Source organism: Pseudomonas lactis, assembly GCF_001439845.1.
GTDB classification, from domain to species: Bacteria; Pseudomonadota; Gammaproteobacteria; order Pseudomonadales; family Pseudomonadaceae; genus Aquipseudomonas; species Aquipseudomonas lactis.
In genome coordinates this window covers 36,769-61,300 of record NZ_JYLO01000009.1, presented here as the reverse complement: position 1 = coordinate 61,300, position 24,532 = coordinate 36,769, and the positions used below count along the sequence as shown (strand labels likewise).

Below are 24,532 nucleotides of genomic sequence, written 5' to 3'. Positions count from 1 at the left end.
CCTCGCCTTACAGGATGCCGGTGGCTTCGGTGAGCAGCCAGATGCCGATCACGAGCAGCACGGCACCGATCGCGACGGTGAGGCCAAACTGGCCCCAGGTCTTGCGGCCGGTGTGGATTTCCGCGTAGGTGCCGTAGGCGTGGTAGCAGACGCCGATGAACATCGACGCCACGACCAGGAGGGCTACGAGCATGATGATGTCGTAGCCGTAGTTCCTGATCGTTTCCATGATGCCGTTGCCGGTGCCGCGGGTCGGGTTTTCCAACTGCGGCAAGCCTTGCGCGAACGACAGCGCGGGCAGCGCGGCGGAGCCCAGTGCCACAGCGGCGCGCTGGGCAAGGCGGGAATGGAGGATGCGGTTTTGCATGGTCGTGCCTTTCAGGTCAGGAGAGGAGGAAGAAGCTCAGGACGAGGTACATCGCGACGAAGCGGATGCAGACGCCGAGGAACTGGCGCTGGTTGAGGCGGCTCTCGGACCACCCCACGTAGGCCGTTCGGATGGCCCAGACGCCCCAGACGAGGAGCACCGCGAACACGGCGCCGACCAGGACGGTCGCCATCGCCGAAGGCGCGATGCCGCTGTTGGCTTGAAATGCCGAGACCTGGGCGCCGTTCATGGCTTGGCTTCCGTAGTCGTCGGCGATGGCGAAGCGGACCGCTCGGTGCGGTAGTCGCTGGCCAGTTCGGAGGGGTCGCGCGGCTGGGCACGCGACGGTGTGAGATGGGCCTGGATGCCGGCGCGCACGCGCGCCAAGTCAGCCAGCAACCGCGGGTAATCGAAGTGGTAGCGCTCGCCCGGCTGGATGGGGGCACGCGCGGCGCTGTCGGCGACGGTGCGCTCCAGCGCGTCGAGTTGGCGCAGCGCGGCGACCAGCTCCTGGCGCTGTGCGGGGGACTCGGCCAACGCCATCGGGGACTGACCCAGCAGCAGGGCCGTCACGAGAAAAATGGGCACGCCGCGATGCGCGGCGCGCTGCCAGATCGGAGCCAACATCGCGCCATTCCTGTGTGATCAGAATAGTGCGATGGTGGAGTTCAGGGTGACTGCAGGCAGCAAACAATAGGAAACTGCGCTGATCGGTTTGATTGGCAGCGTGCGTCCAGTTCGCTCAGGGAGTGGTCGTCAGGCCAGAATTCAAGAAGGGAATTTCCACCGGCCGCGTGGCAAAATATCAACGCTCTTACAAAGATCCAGGATAAAAATGCAAGGACTGACCTTTAGAACTGATCAAGATTTTGAGGAAATTTGCTGCTACCTCATGAGGGACTGGGTCGCGCGGAATATGAGGTATGACGTGCAATTCAGAAGATACGGCGGAAATGGGCAAAGGCAGCATGGCATTGACATTTTTCCTGCCGTTGGCGGCTACTCAGTGTTTGGGCAGGCAAAATTTGTTAATCAACTAAACTCTACAGACGTTACGGCTGAGTTGAGTAAGACCGATTCCTTCCCTGAGCCGATTGGTTGTTATGTGATTTTCACAACGGCAAATCGCCATACCAGCATAAATCATCATCAGTTCCATGGCACTCAACACAAAAGGCTGGATGGATCGATTTTTCCGGTTCACGTGGTCTATTGGGGTGAAATTTCTGATATTAGTTTTATCCCACAAGATGTCTGTAAGAGAATTTTCCCATCAGCATTTCAAGTTGCCAGGAGCGCATTAACGCCTCAGCAGATGGCGGATTCCATAGCCACACTTCAAAATATTGTTCCTTCATATTTCAGGTCTGACTTTCTCGACTGGCTCGAAACATGGGACTTTTCATGTGGTTACATTCCATCTGTGCATTATGACGCCGTGGACAATCTTTACATTGAGTTGGATCGGGTAGGATGGGGAATGAAGGGTGTCAATGATTTTTTATATGCCCAAGGTCGCATTGACTTATCTCGTGCGCTTCCGGCTGGCGATGCCTTCTTTTATGCTCTCACTGAATTTCGAGATTCAATATATAACTACATAGCTTTTGTACGCGGACAGGATGGGCAGGGCTACGTTACATTGCAAGGAATGGATGGGCGCGGCGCAACAGATTTCCCAAAGATTACAGAGCAGTGGAGCATGAGGGCGCGCCATTTGGCCAATATGTATCGCGAGAAAATCCTTGGTCAGCAAATTCAATAAATAAGAAATACTGAATGAGTTGCCTAATGATCTGGTTTCTCTGTCATCACAAGTATTTTTTGAAGCTGCCCGCAGTCAGGCTCACGGCCAGTCCCAGCAAGGCTGCGCTGGGCAGCAGGATCAGCAGTGGATGCACAGAGATCGGCAAGGCCAGGTACGTGACCCACGGCAGCACGGCCAGCGGCATCAGGCTCGCCTTCGCGCGGTGGTAGATGAAGCCGGATTCCCGGCCTGCGCCGAACCGGCGCACGTCCCGCCGCACAAGACCGTCGATCAGGCCGACGAACGCCGCGGTGCAGATCAGCGGCAACGTGAGCACCAGAACCAGCAGGCGCACCAGAAACGTGAGGGTGGTGAAGGCCGCGGCAATCAGGTAGTTCTCGGTCCAGACATAGACCTGGCTGATGTAGTAGCGAAAGTTGCGCCCCCCGTCCTGGATCCTCCCGTGGCTCGGCGCGCGGGCGCGCTCGGCGGTCTGGCTCATGCGCTCCAGCAGCCCGGAGCGAACGAATACCCATTCGTAGCCGGTATCCACCAGTTCGTGCGCGGTGCGCCCCGGCTCCTGCACGACGACGCTGCGCGTGAAGTGGCTGGACAGGTGCCCCAGTTCGTACTGCAACATCTGCTGCGAGTGCCGCCAGCCCTGGTCCTTCCAGAACAGGTGCATGCCGACGCACTCCACGACGATCGAGAACAGCAGCGAGCCGATCAGCACCCCGAGCAGCCGGAACGGCAAGGTGATGGTGCCGACGATCAGGCCCTGGCGCTGGTTCTGCTCCCGTTGTGCAGTCGAGGCGGCGTCCTTCATGGCGAGGCCTTGTTGCCGGTGTCCTCGTCGGTGGCAATGGCCACCGCGGGAGGTTCGGCCGCAGCGGCGTCATCCAGCAGGTCGTCGGGCAGGCCCGTGTCCTGCAAGGCGGGGGAACTGGTGAACTCCCACCACTGCGTCGCTTCGCTGTAGCTCTGGCGCATGTACCCGGCCAGTTGCTGCAAGTCTGCCGGCATCACTTCGTCCGGGTCCGGCGCCGGCAGCGGCATGCGCACTTTCCAAAGCTGGCCGCCCTGCAGCAACGCGAAGCACTGGCCTTTCGGCAGGCCGACGACGTGCGACGGCTCGATCATCGGCACGCTGGACATGCTGATGCGGTCCTGAGTGTTCGACGTGAAATCCGTCGCCCCGCGAATGTCCGAGCTGTCGGTCGCGCCGCTGACGATGGTGGTCGTATAGACCTCGACCTTCGGCAATTGCCGGGTCAGCAGTTCGGCGGTCGCGGTCTCGCGCACGCGCAGCATGAACAGGTTGTTGAAATTCCCGATCACCTGGCCTGCCTTCGCGCGGTTGCCGATGCGGGCCTCGATGTCCGACAGGGTCTGCGTGTACGCAGTGACTTGCAGGCCGGCACCGCCGCCCTTGTTGATCAGCGGGATGAACTCGTCGCCCATCAATTCGTTGAACTCGTCGGCATGGACGTTGATCGGCACGCGCGCACCGGCCGATGCGCCCGGCAGGCCATCGTCGATCCCATGCTTGTAGATATGCCCGGCGACCGACACGAGATCGCTGAACATCGAGTTGCCGACCGCGGTGGCGACCTCGGCGTCGGAGAGCGCATCCAGGCCCACATAGACGATGGCCCTCTTACGGATGATCTGCATCCAGTCGAAGATCGGGCGCGGGTCGGCCAGGTCGGAGTAGTTCGGGGCCAGGAGCTGCGCGATCTTGCCGCTAGTGAGCTTCTCCAGCAGCGGCAGCAGCGATGCGACGATCTTGTCGAAGTACGTCTTGTCGTAGCGAACCGCCGAGCGCAGGCCATCCAGCACCGGGTCGTAGTTGCGCGCCTGCGAGAGGTACTGCTCCAGCGCCACCACGCGCTTCTCGCGCCCGATCATGTTGCGCGGGATGTTCTTCTCGTTGAGCTTGGCCTCGATCTGGACAATCACCTCCCAGGCCCTGGGCTCGGTCTTGGCGAAGTAATGCTGGGCGTACTCGATGAACAGCGCGTCGATGTTGATGACGTGCCGTTGGATCAGCATGTAGTCGGGCCGCTGTCCCAGCTCCACCAGGGCGCGGGCAATGATGTTGACGAACCGCCACGCAAACTCTCGGAAGGCGGCCGAGTTGCCTTCACCGGAAAGCTGCCCCGCAACGCGGGTGGCGACTTCCGATATACGCCCGAATCGCCCCACGGCGTTGTAGCGCGCGGAGATGTCCGGCCATCCCAGGTGGAAGACGTAGAACTCGCCTTCGCGGCCGGCGCGCTTAGCCTCGACGTACATCCGCTTCAGGAGATCGGCATCGCCCTTGGGGTCAATGACGATCACCACCTCGTGCTCGCCCGCGGCGTTCACGCGCCGGATGTCCTGGGTCACGAATAGTTCGGCCAGCCGGGTCTTGCCGACGCGCGTCGTGCCCAGCACCAGCGAGTGGCCGACGCGCTCGCCCAGCGGCAGGCTGACGTCCATCTCCTCGGGTTCGATGCCGTGCAGGCGCGGCAGGCCGCCCACAGGCGGCAACGGCCGCACCGGGTTGAAAGGTACGTCCCAGCCGGTGAGTTTCGACAGCCGGGACAGCGGGAACGGCGCGTACTCCAGCCGTTCTTCCAGCCGTCGCGCCAGCCGGTAGGCTGGTGTGGGCTCGACGTAGCGGCGGAACTCCGGCCGGTACGTTTGCATGAGCCTATGGGTGTGCTTCTGCTCCCACAGGAACCCGCGCCCCACGAACAGCCGCTGCTGGCTGACCGGCACGTCCTTGCTGGTCATCACGTAGCGCGGCAGGCGGCGGATGTTGCGCCGGTAGCGCAGGATGACGCGGGCATCGCGGTAGCGGATGGCACCGTAGGCGCCGAACGCCAGCGCGCTGCCGACGCCCATGGACGGGCTCAGCGCGAGCGACCATGGGGCCACCAGGGAGAGAAACGCGGCGCCCGCGCATGCGGCAACGGTGTATAGCTCCACCGCTGGGCGAAGCAGTACCTCGACCGGCTGTTTCCCCGACATGGCTTCATTGCTCGATGCCGGTGGCTGTGATCAGCACCGGGTAGTGCCGCAGGCCCAGGCGCTCGGCCAGGTCGTCGCCGGACATGGGCGCGAGGGGTACGCCGGGCACCAGGGTGCGCAGCCGCGCCAGGCCCTGCACGGTCTCGACGTTGACCACCAGACCGACCGCGCCGCGCTCGCGCAGCGCGGCTGCCTGGCTGCGCAGCCAGGCCCGAGATGCCTCGTCGTCGCCGACGACAACGAAAGGCCGCAGACCCGGAGCCTCGATGACACGCCGCGGGACGGTGCCGGGGGTGAGCTTGGCGCTGCGCACCGGCAGCATCGCGGCCTCGTCCGCCGGCGTGGCGGGAACCTGGGGCGTCGGGATCGGCGGCCGGGCCGGTGCGTTGGTGCGCGGCTGGAGGTTCAGGGCTTCGTAGTACGGCAGCGCCGACGCGCCGCCGCGGTCTTCGACCACGATCAGCGGCTCGCCGGCAAGCGAGGCCAGCGGCAGACCCGCCAGCAGTACGAGCAGGCCACGCAAGGCCAGATGGGATGTCGTCATGGGGATGTCTCCTTGCGTGCGGCGAGAACCGCGGCGGTTGGGCGTGCGCCCTGCACCCGGGCGAGGTGGCGCGACACGCTGCGCCGGTAGCGGGCGGCGGGCTCGCCACCCGCGGGGCGGTGGTAGCGGCCCATCGCCAGCAACCAGTCCTCGCCGGGGGCGTGTTGCTCGCGCAGGATCTCGGCAGCGATGGCGAGATTCCGGTACGGGTCGAGCAGGTCGCAGGCGCTGGCGTAGCGCTGCTGGTGGTAGCCGAGGTTGATCTGGCCCAGGCCCGCGTCGATGCGCGTGTGCGGCGTGGAGCGCATCGCCTGCTGCAAACCCGCGCAGGCATCGGCGCGGGTCGCATAGCGGCGTGATTGGCCGGCGACGTTGAGGGACCACGGCCACGGGACGATGCGTCCGTTACGGCGGATGCCACTCTCCTGCAAGGCCACGGCGTAGAGCACCGTCGAGGGGATGCCTGCGCGCTGCGCGGCGAGCTGGTAGGCCGGTGGCGGAACCTCCTGGGCTTGGGCGACGCAGGCGCATAGGCCAGCGGCGAGCACCAGTGTGCGCAGGGGGGCGGCTATGGCTGGCGCTGCCATTGGCCGTTCACCTCGCGCACGACCGCCGGCAGGTCGCCGGGTACCCCCAAGGTCAACCAGCGGCCGCCGTCGTGGTTGAGCGTGATGCTGCCGCTGCGCACGCGCGCCGGATCGACGTTCGCGCGCTTGGCCCAATCGCGGATGCGCGCGTCGTCCTGGCGGCTGCCGACCATGTACAGGTCGAATTCGGCGCCCGAGGATTGCAGGCGCTGCACGAGCTGGCCGCAGGCCACGCAGTTATCTTTCACGAACACTGCCGTGCGGCCGGAGCCGCGCGTGGCCCCGGCGACCGGCTTGTCGTCCGGCAGGTTCACCCGCTGCATCCCGGGGTTCAGGCGCTGCCAGGCCTCGTCATAGGCCCGCTGATAAGCGAGCAGTTTCTCCACGCGGCGCGCTTCGACCTGCACCTGCAGCTCGGCGTAGCGTCGCCGTTCCTCTTCGGTACGCGCCTCGATGCCCAGGGCCGACAGCGGGTCCAGGTTGGGCGAATAGATGCCCAGTGGACCGTCCATCAGTTCGCGATAGCGCGCCCACTCCTGAGGTTGAAGGCCCCAGTCGCTCGCCACCCGGTCGTCCAGAATGCGGGCGACCAGCGGGCGTTCCTGACTCTGCGCATTGCGGGCGGGAGCCGTGGCGGATTGCTGCGCCCACGCGGGCAACTGGGTGGACGCCAGCAGAAGCGCGGAAAGGATGATCGACGGCTTCATGTGGTGTGCTCCGTTCAGGGGATCGCCACGTGGCGGGTCTGGTCGCCGGCCTGGAACACCGCAGTGCTGCCCTCGACGGCCTGCAAGCGCCACGGGCGGACCGCATCGCCGGGTAGCAGCACCTGAAGCTGGTCGGGCGTGAAGTCGCCATTGCTCGGCGCGACGGACACGCTGCGCTCGCCGGCACGCAGTTCGGCACCGACGATGCGGAACGGGAGCGGCGTCGGTTCGGGCTTGGCGGTGGGCTTGTTCCTGGTGCGCGGCTGGGCGGGTGCAGCGGCGCGCGCAGCGGTCTGCCGCGCCTTGATTTGCTCGACTTCGGCGCGCAGTGCCTGAAGGTCGTCGGCGGAGGCATAGGCGCTCAGCGATTTCTCGACCTGGGCCGCGCGTGCTTCCAGGATTTGGCGGGTGTCTTTGAGGTCTGCCGCCGTGGCGACGGCTGGACGCTGCTGGATGGCCTCGACGGTCTCGGCCAGGCCTGTTGCCTGCGCTTCGAGGCGTTGCAGGCGGGAATCGAGGCGCTCCTGGTCGGCCTGGTCGTTCATCGTCTGGTAGCCGAGGGCAACGAGGACACTGAGGCCGATCAGCCAGAGCCACATCAGGCTCTGCACCACCACGGCGGCCGTTGAACGATGGGCGGGCTGCGGGGCGTTCATGGCTGGCCTCCCGATGCCGCGGGCGCCAGCGGGAACGTCTGCACCGCCTCGGTGGCAGGCGGCGCGGGTACGTTGTCGGCGGTCATGCTGTCGCCGGGCCGCTCGAAGCAGATTTGCCGCGCGCGGTCATCCGCGTGCAGTTCCCAGGCCGAACCAGCCAGGGTGAGCAGCGCATCCCGCAGGGTCATGGGGCCGAGGTGCAGGTGGGCCGCCGGCAGCGGCAGTGCGTACAGCTCGATCACCGCGTGCGTCGTCTGGCACAAGCCGTAACCGCTGCGCTTGAGCACATGCCGTAGCCCGTCGCCGACCGTAGCGCGTGCATCCTCGGGCATCGACACGTCGATGGTCTGCAACAGCAGGTCGCGCTGCGCTGCTGTCGGTGCCAGTTCCACGAGGGTGTAGCGGCCGTAGCGCACAACGGGGATGTATTCGGGCGCCTCGGGTACGGGTGCGGCCGAGACTTCCTCGATGGTGTCGGGCGCGACCGGCGCGCTCGTCGTCGCGCAGCCGCCAGCCAGCACCGACCAAAGCAGGCCGAGAAAACCCGCCAGCAGACGGCGTTCGGGATGGTGAAACCAAGGTGGAGAGGGGCACATGGCGCGTCGTCCTGAAACATCGAGCCCTCACCATCGCCGCTCGGGCCACGAGCGGCAGCAAACAATGCGAACCAGGCAGCGCCCGATTTCCCGGCAGCCTCCCTCCAAAGGAAAAGGCCCCCGAAGGGGCCTGTGAAAACGCATCGGGCTTCGCCCGATCAATCCCGAGCCAGCTTCAGGCCGGGATCGACCCGTGCCAGTTGGGTGTGCGACCAGCAGCGCACGAACTGCCCGTTCTCGCCGAGCGGCCGGTTCGCCACCGCCGCCGAATACTCGTCAGTGTCGCTGGTGTCGTAGCAGATGACCTTGATCTCGCCGCTGTCGCAGCGGATGGAGTGGATCTGGCCGTCGGTCATATCGACCACGACGACCTGCGGAACGAGGCCAAGTTCGCGGGCGGCCGACAGGATGGGGCCATATTCGGCGGCGTCGAAGCAGATGAACGGCCCTTCGTACCGGGCCTCTTCGGCCAGGTCCCTGGCCTTGTCGTAGTGGATACCCAGGTCGTATTCCTCCTGGGTGATCCTGACCTTGAAGACCGGCACGTTGGGGCTACCGGAGGCACCGATGCAGACGACCGCGACTTGCATCTCGATCTCACCGCCGTCGGCAGGTTCGGTCGAGGGGATGACGGCTCGGCCCGTGGGGGCGTCGTCTTCCATGCCCATGCGCTCGCGCATTTCGTCGATGAAATCCTCGGGGGCCATCAGGCCATAGCTCGCCAGGCGCAAGGGAATGTCCTCTGCACAGAGGTTGCCGTCCCCGATGCGTTGCTGCATGAAGGCGGCGATCTCGGCTTCGAGCGCATCGCTGTTAGTCGCCGAGGGCAACTCGGTCACCTCGATCGACCAAACATCCACCTTCGCGGCGGTCTCATCGATTAGCAACCTCTCGCCGATGGCGCGGACCCACATGCGTTGCAGCCGTGCCAGTATTTCCGACGCGGCCTCGCCGTTGAGCAAACAGGTCACGTCCAGCGTCAGGCGGGCCTTCACGTTTTCGGGCGTGGATTGGGTATGGGTGTTCATGGAAATCTCCTTGGAATGAAAAATGCGCAGCCACGTCCACGGAGACCGTGGGCGTGGCTGCAAGGTGGGAACAATGGAAAGCCGGCGGCGCGAGGCCGGCGTTGGCGTGGGGATCAGGCGGCGACCAGTTGCCGGGCCAGCGCGACCTCGACGGAATCACCGTCCTGGTTGAGCACATCCAGGCCCGATTCGGGCACGTCGCCCGAGGTGGACTGCGAGACCATGATCTTCTTGGCCATCAGCTCCAGGCAGGTCATCTGCGAGGAACCGGCGTAGCCGAGGTAGATCACGCGCACCGGCTGTTTCTGTCCGATGCGCCAGGAGCGGCGTGCCGCCTGCTGGAGCGAGTACACGTTGTAGCCCGACTGCATGAAAACGATCGTCGGGAAGTCCAACAGGTCCAAGCCCGTCTTGACCAGCTCGGGGTTGGTGATGAGCACGTCGATGCCACGGTCCAGTTGCTCGGCGATCCAGTCCTCGCGGCGGCTGGCGTCCACGCTTGCGCGCAGCACCGCCACCCGAAAACCTTCCTGCTCCAGCAGCACCTTCAAGCGCGACGTGGTGTCGCGCGTGCCGGTATAGACCGTGTAGGCCAGGACCTTGCGGCCCTGCGCCTTCTCTTCTTTGCAGATGTCGATCAGCTCGCGCTCTTTCGGCGTCACCTCAAACTCGTTGAACTGAGCCGGGACGAACGCCAAGGTGTTGCGCGTGCGCGGATGCACCACGGTTTCCGACCGGAAGCAGCAGTCCGGCCAGGCCAGCAGCACGTTGAGCACCACACCCAGCAGCGTCGTATCGCGTCGCGCCAGAGCCTGTTTCAGCTCCGCGGTCAGCCGACCCGCCAGGTCGCGGTAGGCCGCGGCTTGCGCCGTGTCCATTGCGACTTCACGGAACTCCTCGTCATACGGCGGCAGGACGTTGCCGCCGATGTCCTTGAGCTTGAGGAAGATCGTGAACGGCAGGATGCACCGCAAGACCCCTTTCGGCCCGAAGCCGGGAGCCTTGACCGTGCGCACCGATACCTTGGTGCCCCTGGCCGTCTTGTGCGCCGTGCCGGTGCTTTCGGAGTAGATGTCCTTGAGGACCCCGTGGTCCCTCATGAACGCCATGGCCGCCGAGGTCATGCTGCCGCTCGTGGTCGGGCGGTAGCCGTCTTCGATCATCCGCCCAGGCAGGGCTCGGAACAGCAGGTAGAACAGGTCGTCCCCGTAGCCGCCCATCAGCGTGCCTGTCAGCAGCAAGGTCTTGCGAGCCTTCGCCGCCAGCACGCCCATGGCCTGGCCCTGGGCACTGCCACCGTTCTTGTACTCGTGGGCCTCGTCCGCGATGCACAGGTCGAACGTGCCTTGAGGCAGGTAGCGCTTGATGAACTCGGACGGCTGGTAGCCGCCTTCGCCGAAGCCGAACTCCATGTTCGCCATCGCTCTTTCCATGCGATGCGCCTGGCGGTCAGAGAAGACCAGTTCGCCGTTGCCGTCCATGAGGTTGATGAACTCATGGATGTTGTCGCCCAGCATCGACGCGAGGAAGCCTTCGCCGAACTTCTGCATCAGCTTCTGCGCGGTGACTTCCCCGATCGTCGGGATGCGCTTGAGGGCTTTCAGCACGGCCGAGGACTGGTCGCTGCCGGACAGGCTGCGCGGGCGGATCAGCGTCCACAGGGGGGCGGCGCAATGGCTGCACTTCCTGCGGTATTCCTCGGCTTGGAGCGCGACCGGATTGACCGGCTCGCCGTCGAGGTCGGTGATGACCGTGCCGCAGTCCGGGCACGCCGCCACGTTGCCGTGACGGGTGCGCCGCTGGGTGAAGACGGGCTTCCAGTGGAACCCCATCCGCATCCTGACCCGGCCCAAGACGAAGAACTCCTGGCCCGTGGGCTGGACATTCAACTGCTCGCGCAGCTTGATGAGCTTGATGAGCGTGTCCGGCCCGTTGAGCACCCACACCTTGGCGCCTGCCACCGTCTCCTGGATCTCGCGCCGCCACTTGTAAACAAGGTGCGGCGGCGAAAGAACCAGGGTGCGGCGATAGCCTTCGGCGTTGAGCACGGCGGCCGTGGCGATGCCGACGGTCGTCTTGCCGCAGCCCATTTCGCCATTGACGATCGCGGCGCGTTCGCCACGGTCGATCAGCAGCTCGGCGGCGGCGTGGACGACTTCGGCCTGGGCCGGAAACAGCTTGCGCTTGAGGCTGGCGACGACGAGTTGCCGGTGCGCCTGCGGCTGGCCGTTATAGACCGGCGGGTTCGCGCTGTTGAGGGCGTCGAGCAGTTCGTCGCCGAACTCGCCGACGAAATCCTGAAGGCTCAGGGTCAGAGGGGAAGATTCCGCATCGAGCAGTTCGCCCTGTACGGGCGCGGCTTCAGCGGCAGTGGTTTCGAGATCGAGGGACATGGTGATGCTCCAAAGAAAATGGGGCATGCACCACCCCCGCGGGGCGATGGCATGCCCCGTGGTGGGATGAAGAGACGGCAGGCGGCCGTCGTCTGGGAGAGATCAGTACTCGCTGGGCAGCAGCAGCGTGGTCACGCTGCGATCCCATTCGGTGATAATCCAAAGCTGCAGGCCGGGTGCGACCTGGTAGGAAGAGAAAAGGCGGTCCTCGCCGGACTCCAGCGCGGCATCGTTCTGCCGCTTGTCGTAGTCGTCGAGGTCGCCCCAGTCGCCATTGAGGTGGCGGTGCAGATACGGCACCGGGTTGAGCCGGCCCTGCTGGACCAGGGCGTCAACGCCACAGGTCACGACGGTCTCGCCAGGGAAGAAGCGCCGGCTCGATGCTTGGCCGATGGGAAGTGCTTGGGCTGCCATGGAAAGGCTCCTTGAAGATGAAGGGGCCACGGCGCCCCCTCGGGGCGACTGGACCCCGGTGGGTGGAGGAAGCCGACGGTGACCGTCAGCGGTAGAGAAGCGATCAGCGGATGGTCAACACCTCGCCCCGCGTGGCGGAGCCGGGCGTCATGTCCCACGCGCGGATGACGGGCACGAACTTGTCGGTGAGGATGCGGGTCTCGGCGATGGAGCCGTCTTCGCGTTCGGTGAATTCCCGCTGGAGCGTCTTGTCCTTGTGGGTGTCACCTTTGACGACGAGCACGCGCCCGGTCTTGGAGCGCACAACCCCCGAGATCGCGCCCGCGGCCAGAGCCAGGGCGAGATGCCAGTGGGACAAGGCACGCGCCGGTGGACGCAGCGACTGCTGCGCGGCCCCCAGGTGCGTGTCCTGCGACGGCCAGAGGCCTTGCAGCCGGCCGACTTCATCGGCGAACTGCTCTGGCTCCATCGTCACGCGGAAGAAATGCTCCGGCTCGGCCGGACTGGCGGGGACGATGTACGGCAGGAACGGCCATTCGCTCGGCAGTTCCTCGGCTTCGACTTCACCAAGCCCGATCTGCAGCAGCAGATTGCGCACGGCCTTGAGACCATCGGGTGCCAGCTCGCGCTGGCGCACCCTGCGGCCGAAGATCACCACCTGCTTGAACTGCGTTTCCACCGCTCGGTAGATGCGTAGGTCCGTGTAGTGGCGTGTCAGCCAGCCGACCAGCTCGGCGTCGAGCACGTAGCCAGGGACGATGAAGACCAGCACGCCGCCATACTGCAATAGCGAGAGGCTGCGCTGATAGAAGAGCTTCTCGAAGCGGGCACGGCCCTGGCCCTGATAGCCGATGTTGCCGTTGACGTCCTTGGACAGATCGCCATACGGTGGGTTGAGCCAGAGCAGCCCGAACGACTGCTTTGAGATCATCGTGTCCATCAGGTCCGCGTGCAGGCAATGATCGACCAGGCCGCGGGCATGGCGTGCCCGCTCCGCGTCGAACTCGACGGCGAACGCCTTGGCTTGCTCGCGCCCGAGAGCATGAGCGGCTTCGGCGATCGCCACGCCTTCGCCGGCGCAGGGATCGAGGATGCACATCGGGCCATCGCTGGGCATCAGTGCGTTGAGGGCTCTTTCGAGCGTGGGTTCGTCGGTCGGGTAGTACCCGTTCTTGGAGAAATTGCGGGCGAGCCGCGGGAACATGAGGGCCATGGAAGTCTCCTGGTTGGCGGGGATGAAGTGCGAAAGCACGCCTTGGCGTGCTCTCGCGGGCGGGTCAAGCCGCTACCGCTTCCGGCGTCCAAATCTTGGCCGGATACGGATAGGCGGTGAGCACGTCACTGCGGATCAGGGAGCCCAGCGCCAGGGTCAGCGCCGGCACGTCGATGGCGAGCCGATGGCCTTCCAGCGACCCGAGGGCGAACGGAAGACGGGCCAGCATCTCGCGGGTCTGTAGCAGCTCCAGCACGGTTTCGCGCCAGTGGTCGAGCAGCGGCAGTGGGCAGGTGTCCCGCACCAGCATCCACAGGCGGTCAAGCCGGTGGGCGCTGCCCTTGGGCAGCAATGCCAGTGCGCTGGCGTTGGCCTTGTCGGGCTTGACGCAGCGGCGGTCGAACAGCCACACGTTGGACAGCGAACCGAACAGCGTTCGCCGGTAGGCGCGGGTCATGCGCTTTTCCAGACGATCGACGTTGCTGACGAACACCGGGACGCTGCCGCCCTGGTCGGTGATGACGTGGAACTGGTCCAGGCCCTGTTCGTCGCGCCCGAGGGTCAGACGAGCGAGGAACTGCTGGACGGCGGTGTCGCGCGCCCAGATCGACAGGAAGATCAGATTGCCCTGGTCATCGCCGACGCAAGCATCGGCCATCACGTCGGAGCATTCGTCGATGCGATACAGCGTGGTGGAAGAAGTGTTTTCGGGCATGGTGGTGTCCTCGGATGAACGGGAACAGCACCGCCCGCTGGGGCAAGTACTGCCCCAGGGGGTGGAAGAAAGCCGCTCAGTCCGGCTCGAACTGCCGGGTGTGCGGGTTGAAGTGAAGCGCCTCATCTACCGAAGTGATTGGCGTGAAGCCCTCCAGGTAGATGTTGTTGAGGTACTGGTCGCGGTGGGTCAGTGCCTGCCGTGCCTGTGCCTCGGTGAGGCCGTTGCTGATGAAGTACTCCAGCATTTCCTCGTCGGAAGAAACTTCGTCGTTGGACAAACTCCCTTCAACGAGCTTCAACAGCGAGGGCGGAAGCGCAGCCAGGATCGGGTCCATGTCGGTTCCTCCTGGCTCAGGCCATCAGCGCTGCGGTGGGTGCCGCAGGTGCCGTGGGTGTGCGCCGCCGCGCGTGGTAGGCGCGAACGCCTGCACGCCAGTCGGCGGACTGCTCTGGTGCGAGGTCCAGATAGGACAGCGGGCACGTGTAGTAGTACGGGTGCATGGACTCGTCCAGTGGCTTGTAGCCCCACTGGTCGCCGCTGCGTTCGAGAAGATCGCAGCGGATGTAGCGCAGGGATTGGCCTGGCGCCAGATGACGATGCACGCCTTCGACCTTGGCCGTCACTTCCGTGACGGACCACAGGACGTTGCCGCGCAGCGCGTGGGCGATGACCTTGACGCTGGCGCGCTCGGTCTCTTGCGGTGCGATCAGTTCCGCGATCAGTTCAGACCGCGATTGGGGGGAGAAATACCAGCCCATGAAAGGCCTCCTGAAGAATCGAGCCGGAGGCCTCCCCGTGGGGGAGAGCCCCCAGCGGGTGATGGAATGCCGCGCGTGCGGCGATGGAGTCCGGTGCGGACTAGGAGCCGCAACCGGCTGGGCAGTAGCCCAGTTCGATGCCATGGGAGCAGTAGCCGTTCGCAGCGTTCCACTCCTGCGTTTCCTGCCGTTCGGCAGGGGTTGCGTAGTCCCATTCCTGGGTCGCGATTTCCAGGGCCTGAGCCCGCTGGGTTTCCGGCAACCGACTGGCTTGCGCGTCGATCTCCGAACTGAAAAGCGTGACCCAGTGATCCCAGGACAGGCCGCAACCACGCTGGGCGTGCTCGGCGGCCGTCTTGCAGACAGCGCGCCACGCGGGTTCGTCCAGCGTGCAATGAGGTGCATCGCAAGCGATGGTGGACATGATGGAGACCTCCAGAAGAAAGTCGGAGCCTCCCCCGCATGGGGAAGGAACCCCGGCGGATGGATCAAGAACACCGCGGATGCGGCGTCTGCGATCACGCAGGTTGCAGTTCGGCCTGGCGGCTCCACTCCTGCGTCTTGAAGTCCAGCGCGTAGCCCAGTTCACCCAGGCGGGCGATCTGCGCGCGCAGGGTGCGGCGGTCGATGGTCGAATCCAGTTTCACGGACTCTCCCAGCGGCCAGAGCAGCCCGAACAGCGCGGCGTCGCCATCTTCGGTGCTGCCGGGGGCAGCAGCCGCAGCGGGCGGCGGGGCATCCACACCAAAAGGCGTGGTATCGATCAGCGGGTCCGCGGACGCCTGCACGGATGCGGGCTTGGCGGGTCTGGATGCCTTGGCGGGCTTGGCCGGCGTTGACGCAGGCTGCGCGCCCAGTTCTTCATCGAGCGGATCGACTTCCTGGGTGGTGAAGCTGCGTGCCTCGTCACGGCTCAGTTTGTCGATGCCGTTGAGCGTCATCCCGTCCAGGTTGGCACGGATCTCGAACCGCATGCCGTCGCCGACGGGATAGGACTTCGGGAAGATGTAGCGGATGACGAACTCCCCGTCGTACTTGCCTTCGGGGTACTGCTCCAGCTCCGCATCCTTCACCGCGAACTTGCCGATGGGGGTGACAAGTCGGCCGACGTTGAAAGGGCCGTTTCTTCCGCGGATCGTGCGCAGCGTGAGTTGGCCTGGGACGGTGATGGGCGAACCCGATTGGTCGGGCGCCGATGTGACTGCCATGATGGTTCTCCTTGGGGAATAGGAAAAAGGCAAGGCCCCGTGAGGGGCCATGCCGGATCAGAACGAAGCAGCCAATGCCGGCTCCTGCTCCTCGACTTCACCTGCGGGCTCGCGCACGGCGGGCTCGACAGGCTGGTCGGCAGCGGTGTCGGCGGCAACCTCGGCTTCGGGCGCGGGTGCGTCCTCGGCTTGCGGCGCCTCGGCTTGCGCCTGGCTCGTCGGATAGACCTGGGTGCCGTCGATCTTGATGAGACCGATGTGGACCAGCGTCGATTCCAGGCTCGCTCCCGGTTCCCCGGCGCGCTCGCCCTTGGTGCGGATGTACGGATCGATCTTCATGTCGTTCAGACGGAAGGCGATCAGCACCTTGCGGTCCCCTTCGATGGCCTGCACGCACCGGCGAACCAGGTGCTCGGCTTCAGGGGTGGCGACGATGGTGTCGAAGTACCGATATTCCGGTTCACCGACAGGTCCGGCCAGCGCCGCGACGCAGCACGACAGGAACGGATCGCCATCCTTGGGGGAGACGTCCTTCGGGCGGCTGAGGTAGCCGATGCCGCGGGTGATCAGCTCGTGCAGCTTGATCGAAGCCAGTTCGGCCCGGTCAAGCGGCTCGGCCTTCAGCAGTCGCGCCTTCAGAGACGCGGCGGCCTGGCCCTTGTGCTCACCCTTGTCGCGGATGTACGCATCGCCCCAGAGGTCGCCGAGGCGGAAGCGCACCAGCGGCCGCTGCTTGGGATCGTCAACGCCGATGTAGCGCTCGACCAGTTTCTTGGCCTCGGCACCCGAGACCTTGACGTCGAAGTAGCGGTAGCTGGGGTCCTTGGCGGAGCCGACCAGCGCGGCGATGGTGCATGCCAGGAAGGGCTGCGCACGGCGGCCGCCCCGGACGGGAACCTCGCGGACACGCTGGATGTAGCCGATGCCCGAGGTGTGGAGGTCGAAATACGATTTCTCGTTGGACGTGGTGCTCATGGTGAATCTCCATTGGGATGAAGCGGAGACACACCGGCCCCACGCATGCGGGGAAAGGTGCGTAACCCCGCGGTGGGTTGATAAGGCGAAAGCATCCGCCACCAGGACTGGTGGCCGCTCGCGGATGGATGCGGTGCGAGCTGGCTCGGTCACGCAGTGGAAACTGCGCGGCAACCTCGAAGACCGATGGTTGCCTGGCATGTCGCTGACAACGTCAGCAGGCATGGGGGCAGCATGGACGGGCTTCGCGCGCGCGGCAGTAATCAATCGGCATCCGGACGCTTCCCTTTGTCCATGCCGCCAGCGCCGCAAAAAAAGAAGCCCCCATGAAGGGGGCCGTGAGGGGACAGTGGTATTCGCACTACATCGATGGCACCACCTCCAGCGACAGGTGCGTCGTGGTGGCGGATAGCATCAGATCGTCCATGCCGCGCAGGATGCGGGCGAAGACGCCTTCCTTCGGATCGAAGAACTCGCCGAAGTCGTCGCCACCCAGCTCGGCACGCGCCAGTTCCCACCAGCCGTCAAACGGGTCGGTATCCGGGTTGCAGCCGACGGCATAGGCCAGCAGCTTCACGCGGCCATCGGGACGGCGCTCTCCCTGCTCGGCGAGGAAGTACACGCCCTGGTCCTTGGCGAGGACGACGCGGCATTGGTTGGCAACGGCCTCGGCCAGCACGGGGCGCAGGTCGGAACCTTTGAATCGCAGTGACATGGTTGATCTCCTGAAGAAAAAGGCCCTCCACCCGAATGGATGGAAGGCCTATGGGGGCAAGTCGCCGGTAGGCTGCGGTCAGCCGTAGCGCCGCTTGGTTGCCTTGGCGTCGATGACGCTCACGTCGATCAGACGCCAGTGCCCGTCGTCGATAAGCCGCTCCAGCACTTCACCGAGCATGTCGAAATACACCTCGTCGTGCCGATCGACCAGTTCGCCGTCGCGGCTCAGTTCCACCGCGTAGGTGTCGCCGCCGCGGTCGTAGAGGATCGTCACCTGGCCCTCGAACTTCGAGGTCGAAACCGAGAAGCTGATCGCCGGGGGTGTCTCGATGATCTTGGACGGCTTCGGATCGACCCAGGTGAAGTCGCGGGCACCCGCATCGACCAGCATGTGGGTGATGCGCCGGAACCCATCGGGAGCCGGCATTTCCTCCAACTGCTGGATGAGCTGTCCCAGTTCCATGCACTGCGGCTCGGGGATGGGCAGCTTGGCAGGCGCGGAGCCGAGGATGTGCCTGGTGATGGTGTAGGGAACACCGTCCGCGGTCTTCTCGGTGATTACTTCCGGGGTGTCCGCGCGCAGGCCGTCGAAGCGGCGGCGGGCATACGGTTGGACATGCACCTTGGCGCCTTCGCTGGGAAGGGTGGTCACCAGGTGGGGGTCGAGCACCGCGAACTCGCTGGGCTTGAGCTTGACGACGATGGCGTCGTCGCTGGCCGCGACCACCTTGCCGTCGAAGGGCTGGGGGTCGATGGCGAAGCCCAGCGTCGAGGACTGCGGCTGATCATCGAACACGCGATACTTGAACGACCGCACGTTGCGGGGCACATGGCCTGCGACAAGCGAAGGCATCATGGATTTGATGAGGGAACGGTCCATGGGAATCTCCTTGAGGAAGAACAAGGGATTCCCCGCCCGCAAGGGAGAGGTCCCTTGTGGGTGGATGGACGCGGTGCGTCCGTAGGAAGAAACAACCAGCGCGGTTTCCCGTGCTTGCAGCCTCGAAGGTCTCGGCTGCCTGGGCATGTGTCGGCAACGCCGACGAACATGGGGGCAAGGATGGCCCTGGGCCGGGCTACCCGCCCGCATGAAACGGCACTGCGCCGCACCCGGTTTCCCGCGCTGGGGACAAGAAAAAGGCCCCTCGAAAGGGGCTGGTTGGATCAGGCTTGGTACACGAAGTAGTGTTCGCGCTGACGCGGGAAGAACACATGCTTCCACGTGTCGCCGCCGGTGTTGCCACCGTCGAAGACGACCATCTCGTAGTCGTCAATGTCGGTGTCCACCAAGTCGGCGCCGGCGATATGGCGCATGTGCAGCGTGCCGTGCGTGCGCTCGAATACCAGGATCTGGCCGATGGCGTCGTCCTGGCTCATGGCGTTGACGCAGGCTCCGAGCTGGTGCTCGAAGTCCGGTGCGCGCGAAATGAGGTTGGGGAACATGAGGTTGCTCCTATGAAAATGGACCAGCCCGACTCTTGGGGGAGACGGGCTGGCATGAGGGGACAAAGAGGAAGACCCGCGTGTCGCGCGGCTGCTAGCCCTCGGCCAGCGGCAGGCCCAGCAACGCGGGTGCGTCTGCATCGAGGATGAGGATGCGCACATCGGCCTGGCCAGCCAGTTCAAGGATGTTCGCCAGGTCGTCCGGCATGCCCTTGTTCCGGTGCTCCTGTCGAAGCTGCTCGGCGGTGATGCCCTCGGCGTGCTCCAGGTTCTGGTCCGTCCAGGGCGTGGAAATCAGCTTGACGCCGATCGCCGGGCTGTACGGCACACGGAAGGCGATGAACAACATGGCCTCCGGCGTGGCGATGTCCGCCAGGCCGGCGAGGTAGTGCCAGCTATCGACCGTGATGTGCTCACGGCTGATTTCCCAGCACCGGCTGTAGTAGCCGGTCTCGAAACTCAGGCGCTGCATCGCTTCCCGCGCGGCCTCGGCCGAATAGGCGTCACCGACGTGGACTGGGCGGCCGTCGAAGTCCTCGCCATGGATGGCATAGACCACGGCACCGATCACACCTTCGCCGCTGACGCCTTCACCGGCATCGCATTCGGCCAGTACCTCGGCGTTCACGGCTTCGCGGCCATCGCTGACCACGGCGAAATCGTTGGCGACGATGCAGGACGATGAAACCAGTTCCTCGTCGGAGAGGTGTTGCTGGCTCGCGTGGATGTTGCGCCAGACATGCGGGCTTCCGTCCTCGTAGCTGATGCACAGCGTGCGGACGATTTTCAGATTCCAGTAGCCACGGTGAAAGGGATTGGGTTTCTGGGACATTGGGAACTCTCCAGATTGAATAATGGAGCCAATTCCCGCCACCGGGAATTGGACCCGGTGGGTTGAAAATGGAAAATGCGTCAGGCGGCGCTGATCGTTGGCATCTGGGCCAGTCGGTCGGCGACGCGACGGCGCACATTCAGGCGGAACTGCTCGTCGTTGATGCCTGCGAGCAGGTTGGCGGCCTCCAGCGCGATCAATGCCGAGGCCTCTTCGATGTCGGCGGACAGGATCGTCTTGCGCAGTTGGTCGCCGAGTTGGAGCGCCTGCGAGGACGTTCTGAAGACCTGGACCTCGCGGCTCAGGTAGCAGCCGTTGCCGCCGAACTCGAACAGCCTCGGCCTGCTGCAATGCCAGCAGCCTTCGAACTGGATGGCGGTCAGGCGATGGCCGTCATCGAAGCAGGAAGCGATCAGAAGCAAGGCTTCCAGGTCGGCGCTGTCCTCGAACTTGTGGTGCTCGATCAGGTTCTCCAGCTCCGCGTCCTGCTCGGCACCGAAGTGCGCGGCCAGCCGTTCGAGCAGAGGTGGAATCGACAACTCTTCGTCGTCGGGCATGGGGATGCCGAGTTGTGCGGCCAGGTCTTCCAGGCCGTCCAGCACATCCGTCCAGCGCGGATCATTGGTCTCGGCGATCTGGGCGATGTAGGCCTGCCCGTTGCCGGGATGGCCTTCGTTCAGCGCGAAGGCGCCGAACAGCGCCTTGATGACGGGGGTGACACGCTCCAGCACGAGAACGCCCGTGCCTTCGTAGTAGTTGTTCGCCATGGTGGCTCCTTTCGAGAAAGCGGAGCCAGCCCATGCGGACGATGGCATCCGCAGGGTGATGGAGAAGAAATTGAGGGACATGGCCTTTTGGGCGCATGTCCCTCTCGGGGGGAACGAAAGACAGTGGTGTGCCGGAGACCGGCTCACCAACCGTTGTAGTTCACGAGCAGGTCGGCGATGACCTTGCGGCGTTGCAGGTCGAGACCGTCGAAGTCCGACAGCCCGTGGAAGTGGCAGCGCTTGAGCATGGCACCGCCCTCACGCGCGTTGTAGAAGCTGACCATGGCAGACAGGAACATGCGTTCGCCGCTGCTCAGGACGCCGAGGGCGTCGTTGAGCCGCAGCATGTTGGGACGCAGATCCCACTTGCTCTTGGCCTGGTTCAGACCTTCACGGGTGCCGTCGCCGAACCACTCGGGGCCAGCAATCTCGACGCCACGCTTCCATGCCTCGAAAAAGGCTTGAGGCGCGGCGGCGAAATGCTGTTCTTCCCGCATGATCTGATCGACGACTTCCCGCGGCAGTAGCTGGTTCATGACGTGATTCCTCCAGTTTGGATCAAGGAACGGCGAGCTGGGACCAGCCGCCTCTTTCGAGGGCACGTTGAGCCGCGGCATAGCTGCGGAAGTACTCGCGGGATTCCCGCGAAACGGGGCCTTCGGTATCGCGCGTGCCGATGTAGTGGCCGGCGGCGCTTTGCAGGACTTCGAGCGGCAGGAACTTGCCGCAGTAGGTCGAGGCCAATTGCCCGAAGGTTTGGCCGAAAGAGGCTTGCTGGGACATGGATAGGCTCCTTGGAAAAGCGGGGCCTCGTCCCTCACGGGATGGCGGCTCCCGCACGCGGTTGATAAAAGGCATCGACGTCACGAGGACGCGCGTCCGCAGACTTGATGCGATGCGGACTGGTGGGTAACGCGGGAGAGACCCGCGACAGCCTAAAACCCTGGCTGCTGGCATGTGCTGACGAATCAGCGAACATGCGGGCAGCTTCGTGCGCGGACCGCGCTGCGTCAGTTGGAAAATGGCATCCAGCCCAGACCCGATTGATGGGGACCGAAAGAAAGAAGCCCCGCATCGAGTGCGGGGCTGTCAGGAGGGTGCGGTGACGCTGGGTCAGTCGGGCTTGTCGCCCAGGACATACTGCTTCCACAAATCGAATGCCTGCTCGGGTGGAAGCTCGGCCAGGATGACGATGGGCTGGGCCTGCCGGGCGCGCAGCGAAGCGAAGTACGCCTTCCGGTCGGCGATGGCTTTGAGCTTGATGCCCTTGATAAACAGCAGTTTGCCTTCCTTGATGAACAGCACCTTGTTGCCGATGTCGCGGTTGAATGCGGCTCGCACCTTGCGTTCCGCGTGCATGGCGTCGGCCAGCTCATCGACCAGGAAGTCGAGCGTCATGTCGATGTAGTGAGGGTCTTCACTCTCGTGGCCGAGGTCAAGCGGCGCAGGCGGCAGGCCCTTGGCGAAGGCTTCGGCCTGCGCCAGTAGCCCCGCCTTGCCGTTGAGCGCGTGGAGGAACGTCGAGCCACCGTGGCCGTCGTTGCGGGCCTCGGCGATGGGAGTACCGTCGAACACGACGGTTGCGTTGAAGCACAGTGTTTCCTCGCTGGCGAAGTCGGCCACCTTGAGGTTCTTCAGCGTAATGCGGTCTTGCTTGGTGATGTTGTCCATGGGGAAGTCCTGAGATCGACCGGGTGGCGACATGCTCCTGACGGGACGTGGCGGCCATCCCGTGGGTTGGAGAAATGAGGCATCGATGCCCAGTGGGCAGCGTTCGCCGGTGAGATGCCGAGGCGAACTGGCGGGTGGCGTGGGTGAAACCCGCGGCAGCCTTGACACCCTGGCTACGGGCTGTTGCCGAACCATCGGCAATGCAAGAGGGAGAATGGAGTGGCCCGCAGGCTGCGTCGCCGATCAATCCGAAGCGGTCGAGCCCGTCTTGTGCAGGTACTGCACCAGGCGCTGGCCCAGCCACGCCATGCACGGGACGGCCATGGAGTTGCCGATCGCCTTGTAGCGCGGAGCATCTGCAGCGGGCTTGCCGCGGTACGGGATCAGCGTGTAGTCGTCGGGCATGCCTTGCAGCCGCTCGCACTCCACGGGCATCAGCCGCCGCACCCGCCAATGCGACCAGTCGCCGGGGCCAGGGTCGTTCCAGTCGTAGCGGAAATGCGCCTCGAAGTCGGGAGCCAGGACATAGGGCTTGTCCGCGCCGCCGCCGCTGGTGCGCAGTGCGCCCGCTACGCTGCCGCCCAGCTCGGCGGCAAGACCCTGCTCGCGGCCGTGCAGAGACACGCAGGCCACCATAGGTACGCCGTAGCCCGGCTTGCCGTTGGACAGCACGGTGCAAGCGACCTGGCCATGGCCCGACTCGAAGCGCACTTCACCGCGGTTGTTCTGCGCGAACGCGATGGCGGGCACGACCCCGGCGTTCGCATGGCTGTTGCAATGGCCGCCAGCGCGCAACGTCGGTGTCAGGTCGAGCGTGGCATCGGCGCCGCTGCCCTGCGCGATGAAGGCGATGATCGGAACACCCTTGCCGGTGCCGTCCTCGCTGCTGCCCTTGCCGTTGTTGGCGGTGTCGAGGGTGTGGCTGATGTTGCCTGCGACGGATTGCACCAAGTAGGTCTCGGTGCAGATGTCGTGCTTCGGGCCGCCAGCCATCAAACTGGCTGCAAGATCGGTCGGGCCACGCCCATTGCTGAACCCAAACGTCGTCGTGACCTTGCCGCAGGGCTGCTTCAGTCCTGCATATCCGTCTGCTGGGTCAACACTAGGTTCAGCAGTGCAGGCAGCTTCTTGCCACGGCGCGCTGCCCGCACAAGAATCCCCGAGCAGGCCTGCGCGCTCAAAAAGTACTTCTGCGGGATCGAGGTCATCTCCACCACTTGCCACAAGAAACACACGCTTGCGGCGTTGGGCGACACCGAAATATTGAGCATCGAGCACGCGCCAGGCGATGCGGCGGCGGGGTCCAGACACACAACCAGCGTACGCCCATTTTTCCCCTGGCGGCTGGAGCGCACGGCTTTCTCCGGCCAGTGCGCCCAGGAAATGCCCGAAGGCATTGCTGCGGTCGTTGAGTACGCCTGGGACGTTTTCCCAGACGAGCGTGGCCGCCGGGCGGCTGTCTTGTTGGCGGGTTTGGTCGATGGCATTGGCAAGCTCCACATAGGCAAGGGAAAGGGCACCGCGCGGGTCATCCAGCCCGCGACGGCTACCTGCAACGCTGAACGACTGGCACGGCGTGCCGCCGACCAGGATGTCGGGCGCTGGCACAGTGCCGGCACGCACCTGGCGGGCGATCGCGGTCATGTCGCCCAGATTGGGCACGCGGGGGTAACGGTGGGCGAGCACGGCGCTCGGGAACGGCTCGATCTCGGCGAACCATGCGGCTTCGAGGCCGAGAGGTTGCCAGGCGAGGCTCACGGCCTCAATGCCGCTGCACACGCTGCCGTACAGCAGTGGCGCGGTTTGGGGCACACCGCGTGGGGGGCGAGGTTGCGGGTTCATGTCGGGTCTCCTGTTTGTGTGGCCTTGGACTGTGTGGCCGGGCCGGGACGTTGATCGGCAGGAGAAAGGCGCCGAAGGCCCAGTGGCCTCCGGCTCGGGATGACAGAACCACCCGTGGGCTGTTGCAGGCCCGGTTGTCGCTAGAACCGGCTGCTCATCAAGCAATCGCACCCGGCGCATGTCGTGGTTGGCGCCGGCATCTTCTGGCGCACATCCGCGCACAAAAGGAGCCCAGTTTTTCGCCGTTGGGCACGGCATCGAATACCGCTGACCACGAAGGGTCTCCGGGTGGCTCGCAGGCGGGCAAGCCATCGGGGGACCCTTCGCAGAAGCG

30 protein-coding genes are annotated in these 24,532 nt (G+C 64.9%); 1 reads left to right on the top strand and 29 read right to left on the bottom strand.

What is annotated here, in order from left to right; all coding sequences use genetic code 11:
• Positions 1 to 7: 7 nt before the first annotated feature.
• The 3 genes from TX24_RS16410 to TX24_RS16400 form a co-directional block, all read right to left on the bottom strand.
• The gene (locus tag TX24_RS16410; protein WP_425279593.1) at positions 8 to 322 is read right to left on the bottom strand and encodes a TIGR03745 family integrating conjugative element membrane protein; all 315 of its coding nucleotides are present in this window, start codon (positions 320 to 322) and stop codon (positions 8 to 10) included.
• Between the two features lie 61 nt (positions 323 to 383).
• Positions 384 to 617, bottom strand: coding sequence for a TIGR03758 family integrating conjugative element protein (locus TX24_RS16405; protein WP_003821106.1), 234 nt, complete (start codon positions 615 to 617; stop codon positions 384 to 386).
• Positions 614 to 994, bottom strand: a complete 381-nt coding sequence (locus tag TX24_RS16400; protein ID WP_003821105.1) for an integrative conjugative element protein, RAQPRD family — start codon at positions 992 to 994, stop codon at positions 614 to 616. The genes TX24_RS16405 and TX24_RS16400 overlap by 4 nt, the downstream gene beginning before the upstream one ends.
• A 208-nt stretch (positions 995 to 1,202) precedes the next feature.
• Here TX24_RS16400 and TX24_RS16395 point away from each other — a divergent pair, with 208 nt between their 5' ends.
• Positions 1,203 to 2,132 (top strand): hypothetical protein, encoded by a 930-nt coding sequence (locus tag TX24_RS16395; protein ID WP_003821104.1) that lies wholly within the window; start codon positions 1,203 to 1,205, stop codon positions 2,130 to 2,132.
• Positions 2,133 to 2,178: 46 nt separating this feature from the next.
• Here the strand turns inward: TX24_RS16395 and TX24_RS16390 are convergent, their stop codons facing one another.
• The 26 genes from TX24_RS16390 to TX24_RS16265 all read right to left on the bottom strand — a co-directional run bounded on the left by TX24_RS16390 (position 2,179) and on the right by TX24_RS16265 (position 24,198).
• A complete protein-coding gene (locus TX24_RS16390) occupies positions 2,179 to 2,940 on the bottom strand; it encodes a TIGR03747 family integrating conjugative element membrane protein (protein ID WP_003821103.1) in 762 nt (253 codons plus the stop codon).
• The gene (gene traD, locus TX24_RS16385; RefSeq protein ID WP_003821101.1) at positions 2,937 to 5,129 is read right to left on the bottom strand and encodes a type IV conjugative transfer system coupling protein TraD; all 2,193 of its coding nucleotides are present in this window, start codon (positions 5,127 to 5,129) and stop codon (positions 2,937 to 2,939) included. Before traD ends, TX24_RS16390 begins: the two co-directional genes overlap by 4 nt.
• A 4-nt stretch (positions 5,130 to 5,133) precedes the next feature.
• Positions 5,134 to 5,673 carry an integrating conjugative element protein gene (locus TX24_RS16380; RefSeq protein WP_003821097.1) on the bottom strand — a complete coding sequence of 180 codons (540 nt, stop codon included), beginning with the start codon at positions 5,671 to 5,673 and terminating at the stop codon, positions 5,134 to 5,136.
• Positions 5,670 to 6,260: a transglycosylase SLT domain-containing protein gene (locus TX24_RS16375; RefSeq protein ID WP_003821096.1), complete on the bottom strand. Its 591-nt coding sequence runs from the start codon at positions 6,258 to 6,260 to the stop codon at positions 5,670 to 5,672. The genes TX24_RS16380 and TX24_RS16375 overlap by 4 nt, the downstream gene beginning before the upstream one ends.
• Positions 6,242 to 6,967: a TIGR03759 family integrating conjugative element protein gene (locus tag TX24_RS16370; RefSeq protein ID WP_003821095.1), complete on the bottom strand. Its 726-nt coding sequence runs from the start codon at positions 6,965 to 6,967 to the stop codon at positions 6,242 to 6,244. The genes TX24_RS16375 and TX24_RS16370 overlap by 19 nt, the downstream gene beginning before the upstream one ends.
• A gap of 14 nt (positions 6,968 to 6,981) precedes the next feature.
• Positions 6,982 to 7,623, bottom strand: a complete 642-nt coding sequence (locus tag TX24_RS16365) for a hypothetical protein (protein ID WP_057710674.1) — start codon at positions 7,621 to 7,623, stop codon at positions 6,982 to 6,984.
• Positions 7,620 to 8,219, bottom strand: a complete 600-nt coding sequence (pilL2, locus tag TX24_RS16360; protein ID WP_003821093.1) for a PFGI-1 class ICE element type IV pilus protein PilL2 — start codon at positions 8,217 to 8,219, stop codon at positions 7,620 to 7,622. The genes TX24_RS16365 and pilL2 overlap by 4 nt, the downstream gene beginning before the upstream one ends.
• A gap of 158 nt (positions 8,220 to 8,377) precedes the next feature.
• Positions 8,378 to 9,247 (bottom strand): hypothetical protein, encoded by an 870-nt coding sequence (locus tag TX24_RS16355; RefSeq protein WP_003821092.1) that lies wholly within the window; start codon positions 9,245 to 9,247, stop codon positions 8,378 to 8,380.
• A 113-nt stretch (positions 9,248 to 9,360) separates the two neighbouring features.
• Positions 9,361 to 11,640: a helicase-related protein gene (locus TX24_RS16350; RefSeq protein ID WP_021205692.1), complete on the bottom strand. Its 2,280-nt coding sequence runs from the start codon at positions 11,638 to 11,640 to the stop codon at positions 9,361 to 9,363.
• Between the two features lie 102 nt (positions 11,641 to 11,742).
• Entirely contained in the window at positions 11,743 to 12,054 is a 312-nt protein-coding gene (locus TX24_RS16345) for a hypothetical protein (protein WP_003821089.1), read from the bottom strand.
• A gap of 103 nt (positions 12,055 to 12,157) precedes the next feature.
• Positions 12,158 to 13,267: a DUF6094 domain-containing protein gene (locus TX24_RS16340; protein ID WP_003821088.1), complete on the bottom strand. Its 1,110-nt coding sequence runs from the start codon at positions 13,265 to 13,267 to the stop codon at positions 12,158 to 12,160.
• 64 nt (positions 13,268 to 13,331) lie between these two features.
• Positions 13,332 to 13,982, bottom strand: a complete 651-nt coding sequence (locus TX24_RS16335) for a hypothetical protein (RefSeq protein ID WP_003821087.1) — start codon at positions 13,980 to 13,982, stop codon at positions 13,332 to 13,334.
• A gap of 76 nt (positions 13,983 to 14,058) precedes the next feature.
• Complete coding sequence (locus TX24_RS16330; RefSeq protein ID WP_003821086.1) at positions 14,059 to 14,319, bottom strand: hypothetical protein; 261 nt, start codon at positions 14,317 to 14,319, stop codon at positions 14,059 to 14,061.
• Positions 14,320 to 14,335: 16 nt separating this feature from the next.
• Positions 14,336 to 14,743, bottom strand: coding sequence for a hypothetical protein (locus TX24_RS16325; protein WP_003821084.1), 408 nt, complete (start codon positions 14,741 to 14,743; stop codon positions 14,336 to 14,338).
• A 100-nt stretch (positions 14,744 to 14,843) separates the two neighbouring features.
• On the bottom strand, positions 14,844 to 15,167 hold the full coding sequence (locus tag TX24_RS16320; RefSeq protein WP_003821078.1) for a hypothetical protein: 324 nt from the start codon (positions 15,165 to 15,167) through the stop codon (positions 14,844 to 14,846).
• Between the two features lie 94 nt (positions 15,168 to 15,261).
• A complete protein-coding gene (locus TX24_RS16315) occupies positions 15,262 to 15,951 on the bottom strand; it encodes a DUF3275 family protein (RefSeq protein ID WP_003821074.1) in 690 nt (229 codons plus the stop codon).
• A 57-nt stretch (positions 15,952 to 16,008) separates the two neighbouring features.
• Positions 16,009 to 16,926, bottom strand: a complete 918-nt coding sequence (locus tag TX24_RS16310; protein WP_031692692.1) for a DUF3577 domain-containing protein — start codon at positions 16,924 to 16,926, stop codon at positions 16,009 to 16,011.
• A gap of 361 nt (positions 16,927 to 17,287) precedes the next feature.
• Positions 17,288 to 17,641, bottom strand: coding sequence for a DUF3085 domain-containing protein (locus TX24_RS16305; protein WP_003821070.1), 354 nt, complete (start codon positions 17,639 to 17,641; stop codon positions 17,288 to 17,290).
• A 78-nt stretch (positions 17,642 to 17,719) separates the two neighbouring features.
• A complete protein-coding gene (locus TX24_RS16300; RefSeq protein ID WP_003821069.1) occupies positions 17,720 to 18,523 on the bottom strand; it encodes a hypothetical protein in 804 nt (267 codons plus the stop codon).
• A gap of 284 nt (positions 18,524 to 18,807) precedes the next feature.
• Positions 18,808 to 19,086, bottom strand: coding sequence for a hypothetical protein (locus tag TX24_RS16295; protein WP_003821068.1), 279 nt, complete (start codon positions 19,084 to 19,086; stop codon positions 18,808 to 18,810).
• A gap of 94 nt (positions 19,087 to 19,180) precedes the next feature.
• Entirely contained in the window at positions 19,181 to 19,918 is a 738-nt protein-coding gene (locus tag TX24_RS16290; protein ID WP_003821067.1) for a DUF5983 family protein, read from the bottom strand.
• Between the two features lie 80 nt (positions 19,919 to 19,998).
• Positions 19,999 to 20,685, bottom strand: a complete 687-nt coding sequence (locus TX24_RS16285) for a hypothetical protein (protein WP_003821066.1) — start codon at positions 20,683 to 20,685, stop codon at positions 19,999 to 20,001.
• 143 nt (positions 20,686 to 20,828) lie between these two features.
• The gene (locus tag TX24_RS16280; protein WP_003821065.1) at positions 20,829 to 21,221 is read right to left on the bottom strand and encodes a hypothetical protein; all 393 of its coding nucleotides are present in this window, start codon (positions 21,219 to 21,221) and stop codon (positions 20,829 to 20,831) included.
• 22 nt (positions 21,222 to 21,243) lie between these two features.
• On the bottom strand, positions 21,244 to 21,468 hold the full coding sequence (locus TX24_RS16275) for a hypothetical protein (RefSeq protein WP_033470933.1): 225 nt from the start codon (positions 21,466 to 21,468) through the stop codon (positions 21,244 to 21,246).
• A gap of 330 nt (positions 21,469 to 21,798) precedes the next feature.
• Positions 21,799 to 22,356 (bottom strand): hypothetical protein, encoded by a 558-nt coding sequence (locus tag TX24_RS16270; RefSeq protein ID WP_033470935.1) that lies wholly within the window; start codon positions 22,354 to 22,356, stop codon positions 21,799 to 21,801.
• Positions 22,357 to 22,599: 243 nt separating this feature from the next.
• Entirely contained in the window at positions 22,600 to 24,198 is a 1,599-nt protein-coding gene (locus TX24_RS16265) for a DNA cytosine methyltransferase (RefSeq protein ID WP_003821062.1), read from the bottom strand.
• Between the last annotated feature and the right edge of the window lie 334 nt (positions 24,199 to 24,532).